The following is a 10,428-nucleotide window of genomic DNA, read 5'->3' as shown; positions in this document are numbered from 1 at the left end:
GTCAGCCCACTGTCAACCAACTGGCCATCTTGCCAACGGGCCTGGGCAATTTTGCGGACAACAGCTTTTGCCCGCTCGACCACATCGGGGCCGAAGCCATCGCTCAGAGTCATGCTGCGCAGGGCGGCTTCACAGGCATCGGCCATCATCACCACCCCCGTCTCCTTGCTCTGGGGGATCGGGCCATCGTAGCGGAACGGCTCTTCGGGTACGGGCTGACCCCCGGCTTTCATCTGGGCTTGATGGTAGAAGTAGGCAATCAGGATCGTCCCCTGGTGCTCAGGGATAAACGCCTGGACGGCGGTAGGCAGATTATATTGCTTGGCCAGGCGCAAGCCATCGCTGACGTGGGCCTTGATAATCTGAGCACTGCGATAGGGATCGTCCAGTTGGGTGTGGGGGTTGAGGCTGCCCATCTGGTTCTCGATGAAGTAGCGGGCCTGCAGCATCTTGCCGATGTCGTGGTAAAGAGTACCGGTGCGCACCAGCTCCACGTTGAGGTTCAGCTTCTGGGCAGCCCGTTCTGCCAAAGTGGCCACAAGCAGAGTGTGCTGGAAGGTGCCGGGGGCCTCTGCAGCCAGCCGCCGCAGCAGCGTGCGATTGGGATTGCTCAACTCGATCAGACGAATGGGGGTGGCTAAGTCAAATAGGCGCTCCAGGTAGGGGCTGGCTCCCAGGGCAACAATGCTCCATCCCAAGCTGGTTCCCCCTGCCAAAGCCATGGCCAACAGGTCGATGCCACCGGTGGTGGCCAAGCTAACCGCCCCGTAGGCCAGCATCTGCACCGCTGCCGCTCCTCCTCCCAACAAGGCCAGCTCTTCGCGGGAACGGGAACGCCCGGCCAAGGCAGAGGCCACCACGCTGCCGGAGAGCAAGGGTACAAGGGTGAGCAGGTTGACAGGGGAGACCAAGGGCAAAAACAGCGCCTGGCCTACCACCACCACCAAGCCCAGCCCTGCCCCGTAAAAACTGCCCAGCAACAGCCCCACTGCCGGCAGGGAGCTGAACTCCAGCTTGAACAAGGCCGCCAAAAGGGGAGCGGTCAGGGAAACTATGAGGATCAACACCCGATCCCGGCGGCGCAACCCTGGCCGCAAGCGTTGCTGCAGAGGCACAAAGACAGCCAGGCCCAGGCCCATCACGCCGGCCACCCCCACCAAGCCCCAGACGTTGATCCCGCGCTGGGTGAGCCCAAAGTGGTCCAAGATGAGAAAAATTTCGGGAGTGATGAGCTGATCTGCTCGCACGATCACCTGGTTCTCGGCAACCGAGATCAGAACCGGCTCTACTTTTTCCAGCTCGGCGCGAATGCGCTGCTCGGTGCGCTGGGGATCCACCTCCACGTTGGGAATGAGCACCTGCTGCAGCCACTGATAGACCAGGGCCTGCAGCTCCTGTCGTTGGGCGGCGCTGCCCGGAAAAATCAAATCGTCCAGTTGGGCTTGGATCCCTTCGGCGCGAACTTCGCGGGGCAGGCCATCCACAATCCCTATCTTCTGCAGGCGCTCCAAGACCCGCCGGCTCAAGGTTTGCAAATGCTGCCAATCCGCATCTGCCAAGTTGAGAACTGTGGCCGGAACAGGGGGGGTGAGCTGCTCCAGAGCCGGCAAAGCTGCCCGATAGCGCTGCTGCGCCGCTTCCACCTGGGCAATCAACTGGGTATAGGGATCCGTCGCCGCCATCTGGGTGGCCGATCCGTCCAACCAGACCCGCTGCCAAACCTCGACAAGCTCTTGCTTGGCCCGCTGCTCCGGAGGAAGCTGCTCCGGTCGCCCCGAAGAAGGCTCTTCCAAAGGAGATGGGGTGGCTCCGCGGATGGCCTCTTGTCGGGCGCGAGCCTGAAGGAGTTCCCACTCCTCCGGGGAAAGCTGGCGCAGATAGATCTGCGTTGGCAGAGACAGCAACTGGACAGAAACATAGGGCAGAGAACCTGCCTCTTGGCGGATGGCCTCCACCTCAGCCAGGAGACCCTCCAGGTTTTGCCGCATGCTGTCGTTGGCGGTGCTGTTGATTTTGAGGGCCTGAACCACCCGCCGTCGCGCCTCAGCTTGTCGGGCCTGGGTAGCCTCCACATCTTCAATCTCCGCCGCAGCAGGGGCGAGAAACGTCTGCGGGGAGCGGCTGCCGACGGTCAGTTGTGGTTCGTTGTGGTAGCGGATCCCGTGGACAGCAGTGAGGGAGAGAAGCGCGAGGGCATAGCCGGCAATCCGCTCCGAAAGGGGGGGCCTGCTCTTTCGAGGGGAAGCTGCCTGGCGTCGCCGAGTCCAGTGTTCCGCGTTCGCGTCGGTGGCGCGAAGGGCTTTGGGCGTGAGCGGGTTTTTCATGGATTGGCCTGGCAGCGTCTTTCTCTTTTCTATCCCCTTTTGGCCGGGTAGCCCAGGAAGAGGATCTCAATCGCCGATGGTAATCTGCCCCACCATACCTGCTTCTGCATGGCCGGGAATAGTGCAAACCAGAGAATAGACCCCAGATTTCAGAGGAATAAATTGCCACTCCACCGAAGCGCCTGGCTTCAGCTCCAGTTCTCGGATCTGGCCCTTAATTTCCACGCCGGCCACGTCCAACTTACGGGTCCAAACGGCATCGGCAAAATCTTTGGCGCTGAAATAATGTTTCAATTGGCTGGGGTTGCTCAGGCGAAGACGGTAGAGGCTGCCGTTGCGAAAAGACAGTTCCTTGGGCGCAAACACCAACTGATTGTCGGCAGTGCCCAACTCAACCACCTTCTCCTGCGGCGTTTGTCTGGAGAGATCCCGCGCCCATACCGGATGCGGGATCCCAATCATGAGGGCCGATAGCCAGATTCCCAGCACCAGGAAATGACAGAACCTGTTTAACATTGCAACAACGAGGAGAGAGGAAAGAGCAAAGAGAAAAGAGCAACGAGGAGAGAGAAAAGAGCAAAGAGAAGAGATTTCTCCTTCTCACTTCTCACTCCTCCCTTCTCACTCCTCTGCGAGTAGCCTGGAAACTCAAGATAGCATCTCTAGGCGGAGAGGTTTTGATTCCCTTCTGCCCTGTCTAGCCATCCACATCCTCGTAGAGTCGCACGGCTGGGGCTTCCTCTCCGTCTTTCCTTATTTCAAGGGCTACCGCAGCGGCGTAGCCACCGGCAACCTGAAGCGGTAAGGTCACCCAGCGGGAGTCCTCGCCCAAAGCTGCAGAGCCGGCCAGACCCCTGCCCGTTCCCTTCAGGAGCGCCTCCTTTTGTGTCCACATTTGGAAGAAGAGGGCATCTCGCTCTGGAGCTGGACAGCTGGCCAAACGGCCCTGCTCAGCAGCCGAAAAATAGCGTTGGGCGATGCGCTGCCAGCGGAGCACAGGTCGAACCCATTCCAGATCCACTCCAATGCGGTATTGCCATCTCAGGCCGATCAGGACGCGCTCGTGGGAGTGGCTGAGGTTAAACTGCAGCGGCAGGGGTGGATCCCGCCAGTAGGGTTTGCCGGTAGAACTGTGGTCGAGGGGGATCCCCTGGGGCGGAATGCCGCTGTAGCGGCTAAGCAAGCTCCGCAACCCAAGACGACCGGCCAGAAAGCGGCGCCGATCTGCCGGCAGTTGTAAACGCTCTGCCCGCCGACATTCTTCAGGGGAAAGAAGGCCGAGCTGGGGGAGCAACTTCTCCAACGGGGGGACTGTCTGCAGCCAAAGATGCACCTCTGACTTTCCCGACAACGGCTGCAGGGATCCCACTGTGAAGTTGGGTCTAGACAACTCTAAGGAATAAGGATGGGATAACATGGCCTTGAATTGGTGGAGTTGGCAACACCACCCAGACAGTACACCCTTTCCTGTACGCGCTCGCGAGGCCTGGTCTGACCTGATGCCCTCCTTCCACTATCCCCCCCGTCCTGACCGTGTCCGCGCAGCTCGTCAGCAGGCTATTCGTCAGGGGATCCTCTGGCTGTTGTTGGGGTTCACGGCTGTGTTGGCGGGTTCTGCCGGTGCCCTCTTGGCCGTGATGTTGCCCCGTCAGGTGATCCCAACTTCCCTCACACCTGCAGAACAAGAAGCCTTCCGTCCCGATGCCTTACGGGCTGCGGCTCTGGATCGCTCGTTGCATATCCTCATTCTCGGCACAGACAACCCGGATCCCAGCCTGCCCTTGCCCACAGAGCGAGATCGCTTCCACACCCGCAGCGACACCATTCTCTTGGCCCGCTTTGATCCCCAGGCGCGGCGGATTACCGTTTTGTCCATCCCCCGCGATACTCGTGTGCGCTTGCCCGGCTTTGGCGTGACCAAGATCAATGCTGCCAACTTGGCAGGGGGCCCGGCGCTGGCGGCCCAGGTGGTCAGCCACTTGATGGGTGGGATCCCGATTGACCGCTACATTCGCCTCAATACCGACGCTCTGGAAGAGCTGATCGATGCGGTGGGCGGCGTGGAAATCTACGTGCCGGAACCGATGCAATACGTGGATCACACCCAGCAGTTGTTCATCCACCTGGAGCCCGGCTGGCAACGCCTCAACGGGGAACAAGCCCACCACTTTGCCCGCTTTCGCCGCGATCACCTGGGATTGGGGGATATCGGTCGGGTGCAACGGCAACAGGAATTGCTGCGGGCCCTGAGCCGGGAACTGCTCTCCCCTGCTGTCTGGCCGCGGATCCCAAAGATTTTGCAGGTTATCCGCACCAACCTCGATACCAACCTCACCTGGGAAGAGGTTCTGAGCTTGGCCAAGTTTGTCCTCACCTCTGGGGGCGATCGCATCGACCTGGTGCTGTTGCCGGGCCGCTTCAGCCAGCCGGGAGAATTCTCCACCAGCTACTGGCTGCCGGATCCAGCCGGGATCCGACGGGTGGCCGTCTCCCACTTTGGCCTGGAGGCAGAGGTAGCCCGCATTCCTCCACACCGCCTGCGCATAGCCGTGCAAAACGCGACCGGAGAGCCGGGGATGGCCCGTCGTATGGTGCAAGAATTGGTGAGACAAGGATACGTCCATGCTTTTGCCGTGGAAGACAGCACTCAGGTGCTGCAGCAAACGGAGATCCTCGCCCAGAGCGGGGATCGCGAAGGAGCCAAACAGATCCGCGCCGCCGTCGGCCTAGGAGAGATGCGGGTAGAGTCCACCGGCGTTCTCAACTCCGACGTCACCATTCGGATCGGCCAGGATTGGGCCCAACAACTTGCTTTGGATGAAGCGCTCCGCACCACTGATGGGAACGGCCAAGCCCAAGCTCCGCCCGGAGCCGCTCAGCTCTAGAGAGCCGGTTCGGTTGCGAGTGCGGATTTCCGAAAAAGAGCCTGCTTGTCGGGGACTTTTCGGTCTCTGTAGATTAGCACTGAGCTTGTTTGAGTGCTGAGCCACCTATGACCGTGCTGGAACAGGGATCCATCACCATCCACACCGAGAACATCTTTCCCATCATCAAGCAGTCTCTCTACTCGGATCGAGAGATCTTCTTGCGGGAGCTGATCTCCAATGCTGCTGATGCCATCACCAAGCTGAAGATGGCCAGCCTTGCCGGCGAAGTGGCAGATCTCCCAGAGCCGGAGATCACGATTGCCCTCAACAAGGAGGCCAAGACCTTAGCGGTGGCCGATAACGGCATTGGCATGACTGCCGAGGAAGTGAAAAAATACATCAACCAGGTGGCTTTTTCCAGCGCTGAAGAGTTCATTCAAAAGTACAAGGGCAAAGACGCAGAGCAAGCAATCATTGGCCACTTTGGTCTAGGATTCTACTCCTCTTTTATGGTGTCGCAGCGGGTGGAGATCGACACCCTCTCCTATCGGCCCGGCAGCACGCCGGTGAAGTGGGCTTGTGACGGCACCACTACTTTTACCCTCTCCGATTCTGAGCGCTCCAGCATCGGCACCACCGTTACCCTTTACATCACCCCCGAAAACGAAGAATACCTGGAGCCAAGCCGCATTCGGGAATTGGTTCGTAAATACTGCGATTTCATCCCCGTTCCCATCAAGTTAAACGGGGAAGTGATCAACAAGCAAAAGCCCCTGTGGAGAACCTCACCTTCCGAACTCAAAGATGAGGATTACCTAGAGTTTTATCGCTACCTCTATCCCTTTCAAGAGGATCCCCATTTCTGGGTGCACATCAACACCGACTATCCCTTCATCGTGCAAGGGATCCTCTATTTTCCCAAGTTGCGCCCAGATATTGATCCCACCAAGGGTCAAGTCAAGCTGTTCTGCAATCAAGTCTTTGTCCAAGATAACTGTGAGGAAGTCATCCCCAAGTTTCTCCTGCCTCTGCGGGGGGCCATCGACAGCCCGGATATTCCTCTCAACGTCTCCCGCAGCTTCTTACAAAATGACCGCACCGTAAGACGCATTGGGGATCACGTTGCCAAAAAGGTGGCGGATCGTCTCAATGAACTGTACAGAGAAGATTACGAAAAATACGTCAAGGTCTGGCCCGACATCAGCCTCTTTATGAAGTTTGGGGCGATGAACAACGACAAGTTCTTTGCCCAGATTAAGGATATTCTCATTTTCCGAGTGGCCGGATCCCCTGCTGACAAACCCGAATATGTGACCCTGAAAGCGTACCTGGAGCGCACCCGCGACAAGCAAAACAAGCGAGTTTACTACGCCACCGATGAGGCTGCCCAGAGTGCCTACATCGATCTCCACCGCTCTCAAGGACTGGAAGTGATCATGCTGGATAGCTGGATCGACAGCCACTTCAGCAGCTTTTTGGAGCGGGAATACAAAGAAGAAGGGATCCAATTTAAGCGGGTGGACTCTGAGCTGGACGAAACGCTGGTAGATAAAGACAAAGCCGCCGAAATTGTTGACCCGGTCACGCAAAAAACCCGCAGCCAAAAGTTGGTCGATCTCTTTCGGCAGGCCCTGGGCAAAGACAAGTTGCAGATCAAAGCAGAAGCTCTTAAATCAGAGTCGGTTCCGGCCATGATCTTGCTACCGGAGACGCTGCGGCGCCTGCAGGAGCTCAACGCCGTCATCCAGCAAAAGCCGCTGGAGTTTCTGGAAGAGCACACCCTGGTTCTGAACACGGCCCATCCCCTTATCCAAAACCTGCAGTCTCTTGCCGATCAGGGTCGGGATCCCGACTTGGTTCACCTCATCTGCAATCACATCTACGATCTGGCTTTGATTACCCAGAAAAGCTTTGACCCGGCAGCCGTGCGAGCCTTTGTGCAGCGCTCCAACGAAGTGCTGACTCGCCTCACCCGCCCTCAATAGGCAGCGCTGTCCAGGGTAGACTGCAGGGCTTCCGCTCCACCGGGCAGAGACGGACGGGATCCGGCCCCGTTGCCGCTGTGGCTGTAGCTGCCTTGGAGCACGGGGGCAACTTGGCGCATCAGAGTAGCCATCTCCAGGGCACTCATGGCGTATTCCCAACCTTTGTTGCTCTTGACCCCGGCCCGCTCCAGAGCCTGCTGCAGGGTATCGGCGGTGATGATCCCGAAAATAACCGGCACGCCGGTACGAAATCCTGCCGCCGCAATGCCTTTGGAGACCTCCGCCGCCACATAGTCGAAGTGGGGAGTTTGCCCGCGAATCACTGCCCCCAGGCAGATGATGGCGTCATAACGGCGAGATTGGGCCAGTTGGTGGGCCAGCAAAGGCACCTCAAAACTGCCGGGCACCCAGTAGTAGTCCACTTGCTTGCTCTCCGGGCCGACATCCACACCATGCCGCTTCAGCGCGTCCTGACACCCTTCCAACAATTTGCCGGTGATTAGGTCGTTAAACCGACCGATGACGATGGCCAGACGCAGATCCTCCGTCTGAACAAAATTGCCCTCGTAAACTGCCATCTGCGCTGCTCCAGACCTACCCAAGAGAAGAATAAGCGGGCCGACACGGCAAAACCACGCTTTCCCATCCTAATTCACTGAGGGAGCCACGGCGCAGACGCCCCGGCCTTCATGCCCAGAGGTACTGCTCGAAACGATGGCTTGCTGGCCCTCTTGGCATTCAACTTCCACCCCGCCTTGGCAACCATCTGGGCTGACTCAAAAGCGGGAAGGAACATCAACGGGTAATTGTTGGCCAGGGGAGAATTTTCCCATTGCTGCGCAACCCTGGGCGAATACAAATGGCGGTGTTTGTCTTCCTGGCCGTTTCTTTTGATAAAGATCTATTTTTGTGCGGAAAGACACACCTCTACCTGAGGCCAAGACCTAGCTTGGGTGCATGACACAGCCGCTTTCTGAAATTGCCCGCGCCCAAGGGATCAACTACTTTCTGCTCTCTTTTACCGACCTGCTTGGGATCCAACGGGCCAAGCTGGTGCCTGCCTCAGCTATCGACTTCATGGCAGAGGGTCAGGCTGGATTTGCCGGGTTTGCCGCCTGGTTGGACTTGACTCCAGCGGATCCCGATGTGTTTGCCCAGCCGGAGCGCGAGCGCCTGTTTCAACTGCCCTGGCAGCCGGAAGTGGCCTGGATGCCTGCCGATCTAGTCCAGGTCAACGGGGATCCCTTGCCACAAACCCCCCGCTGGGTATTGAAGAAGGTGTTGTCCCAAGCAGAAGCTATGGGCTTTCAAGTCAAGACGGGGATCGAATGCGAGTTCATGCTTCTGTCGCCAGAAGAGTGGGCCATTTCCGATGAGCGGGATCGGCAGGCCAAGCCCTGCTATGACCAGCAAAGTTTGATGCGGCGTTTCTCGGTGATCCGGGACATCTGCGATGGCATGCAGAAGCTGGGCTGGGATCCCTATCAAAACGATCACGAGGATGCCAACGGCCAGTTTGAGATGAACTGGCGGTTTAACGATGCCCTAGTTACGGCTGATCGCCACGCCTTTTTCAAATACATGGTGAAAAGCATTGCCGAAAAGCATGGCTATCGAGCTACCTTCATGCCCAAACCCTTTGCCCATCTGACGGGCAACGGCTGCCACACCCATATTTCTCTTTGGCAGGGGGAGCAAAACCTATTCGCCGATCCCCAAGGGGAATTGGGGCTTTCTCAACTGGCCTATCACTTCATCGGCGGGGTGCTACACCATGCACCTGCTTTGTGTGCCCTCACCAACCCGACGGTCAATTCTTATCGCCGCCTCAATGCCCCTGTCACCCTCTCTGGGGCCACCTGGTCTCCCAACACAATCAGCTACAGCGGCAATAATCGCACCCACGCCATTCGGATCCCGGATGCCGGGCGGTTTGAACTGCGTTTGGCCGATGCTGCCGCCAATCCCTATCTTTTGGCTGCTGGTCTCATTGCCGCCGGTCTGGACGGGATCCAACACCAACGGGATCCTGGCCCCCGCTGTGACAACAACGCCTACACCGATCCCCTCCCCAATGCCCCAACGTTGCCCGGCTCTCTGGTCGAAGCCCTCAACCATTTAGACCAAAGTACCCTGTTCCGCAGCAGGCTGGGGGATCCCTTTGTGAATGCCTACCTCAAGCTCAAACGCCAACAGTGGCAGGAATACAACCGTCAGATCACGCCCTGGGAGCGGGAAACAACCTTGGATTGCTAGCCCGGTAGTTGTTGTTATCTCATTACACCTTGAGAGAGGGCTTCCAACTGGCCTGGAGTGACCCTAAACCTGGGCCAACTGGTGTTGAGCTGCCTGCCGCATCACCTCTACTGGCACAGGCTTGCCTCCCAGCCAAAGCGACAGGGCCTTGGCCCCCTGCTGAACCAGCATCTCCAGCCCACTGATGGGGGTATGTCCCAACTCGGCGGCCATCCGCAGCAGAGGAGTGGGATCCGGCACATAGATCAGGTCGTAGACGATGGCACCCGGAGACAGCAGGCCCAGTTGCTCTCGGCTCAGGGGGGAAAGCCCTTGACCGCCAGGGGATCCCGGCTTGTGCATGCCCACGGGGGTGGTGTTGACCAAAAGCCGCGTCTGAGACAGGTAGCAATTCAACTCCGCCCAGTTCACCGTCTCCACCTGCGGCCAAGTCTGTCGCAAGGCCAGCAATGGGTTGGGGGATCGCCCCGCCACCCGCACCGGCCCCAGCCCCAACTCCAAACAGCCTTGGATGGCCGCCCGCGCTGCCCCCCCGGATCCCAGAATGAGAGTAGGGATCCCTTTTTCCAGGCCCAGCAAAGGCTGCACAAAGCCATCGATATCGGTATTGGTGCCCGCCCACCCGCCCTCTGGCAAGGGGTAAACCGTATTCACCGCCCCCACCGCTGCTGCCCGCGATTCAATCTGATCGAGCAAAGGGAGAATGGCCTGTTTGTGAGGAATCGTCACATTAAACCCCCGCACCCCAATGGCCGCCAGCCCTGCCACCGCCGCCGCCAAGTGTTTTGGAGCCACCGGAAACGGCACATAGCAATAGTTTTCCCCCATAGCTGCCAAAGCAGCATTGTGCATGGCTGGGGATAAGCTGTGGGCCACCGGATCCCCGATTAGACCGAGCAATTGGGTGCTTCCCGAAATCCGACCGTCCACCGGCTCAGCCAACTCCTCAAGGGATCCCTTTAGGGTCATTTCGATTCAAACTAGGACACTGTACCC

At 58.6% G+C, this 10,428-nt stretch carries 8 protein-coding genes; 3 read left to right on the top strand and 5 right to left on the bottom strand.

Annotation, left to right across the window (positions count from 1 at the left end; genetic code table 11):
• The 3 genes from NW856_RS08455 to NW856_RS08445 form a co-directional block, all read right to left on the bottom strand.
• The coding region (locus NW856_RS08455) for an HD family phosphohydrolase (RefSeq protein WP_414399820.1) at positions 1–2,324 on the bottom strand (2,324 nt) is incomplete at its 3' end.
• Between the two features lie 66 nt (positions 2,325–2,390).
• Positions 2,391–2,813, bottom strand: coding sequence for a plastocyanin/azurin family copper-binding protein (locus NW856_RS08450; protein WP_414399819.1), 423 nt, complete (start codon positions 2,811–2,813; stop codon positions 2,391–2,393).
• Positions 2,814–3,021: 208 nt separating this feature from the next.
• Complete coding sequence (locus NW856_RS08445) at positions 3,022–3,714, bottom strand: 4'-phosphopantetheinyl transferase family protein (RefSeq protein ID WP_414399818.1); 693 nt, start codon at positions 3,712–3,714, stop codon at positions 3,022–3,024.
• Positions 3,715–3,739: 25 nt separating this feature from the next.
• Between NW856_RS08445 and NW856_RS08440 the strand changes: the two genes are divergently transcribed.
• Together NW856_RS08440 and htpG are read left to right on the top strand one after the other, a co-directional pair.
• Positions 3,740–5,209 carry an LCP family protein gene (locus tag NW856_RS08440; protein WP_414399817.1) on the top strand — a complete coding sequence of 490 codons (1,470 nt, stop codon included), beginning with the start codon at positions 3,740–3,742 and terminating at the stop codon, positions 5,207–5,209.
• A gap of 107 nt (positions 5,210–5,316) precedes the next feature.
• Positions 5,317–7,176, top strand: coding sequence for a molecular chaperone HtpG (gene htpG, locus NW856_RS08435; RefSeq protein ID WP_414383163.1), 1,860 nt, complete (start codon positions 5,317–5,319; stop codon positions 7,174–7,176).
• On the opposite strand, the gene ribH is transcribed toward htpG, so the two are convergent.
• Positions 7,170–7,754: a 6,7-dimethyl-8-ribityllumazine synthase gene (gene ribH, locus NW856_RS08430; protein WP_414383161.1), complete on the bottom strand. Its 585-nt coding sequence runs from the start codon at positions 7,752–7,754 to the stop codon at positions 7,170–7,172. The genes htpG and ribH overlap by 7 nt on opposite strands.
• A 379-nt stretch (positions 7,755–8,133) precedes the next feature.
• Between ribH and glnT the strand changes: the two genes are divergently transcribed.
• Positions 8,134–9,432 carry a type III glutamate--ammonia ligase gene (glnT, locus tag NW856_RS08425; RefSeq protein ID WP_414399816.1) on the top strand — a complete coding sequence of 433 codons (1,299 nt, stop codon included), beginning with the start codon at positions 8,134–8,136 and terminating at the stop codon, positions 9,430–9,432.
• A gap of 63 nt (positions 9,433–9,495) precedes the next feature.
• On the opposite strand, the gene NW856_RS08420 is transcribed toward glnT, so the two are convergent.
• Positions 9,496–10,401: a shikimate dehydrogenase gene (locus NW856_RS08420; RefSeq protein WP_414399815.1), complete on the bottom strand. Its 906-nt coding sequence runs from the start codon at positions 10,399–10,401 to the stop codon at positions 9,496–9,498.
• Positions 10,402–10,428: the final 27 nt, after the last annotated feature.

The organism is Synechococcus sp. R3-13 (assembly GCF_047462195.1).
Classification (GTDB): Bacteria; Cyanobacteriota; Cyanobacteriia; order Thermostichales; family Thermostichaceae; genus Thermostichus.
Note: the sequence above shows the minus strand (reverse complement) of the source record. Positions and strands in the feature narration are given on the sequence as shown.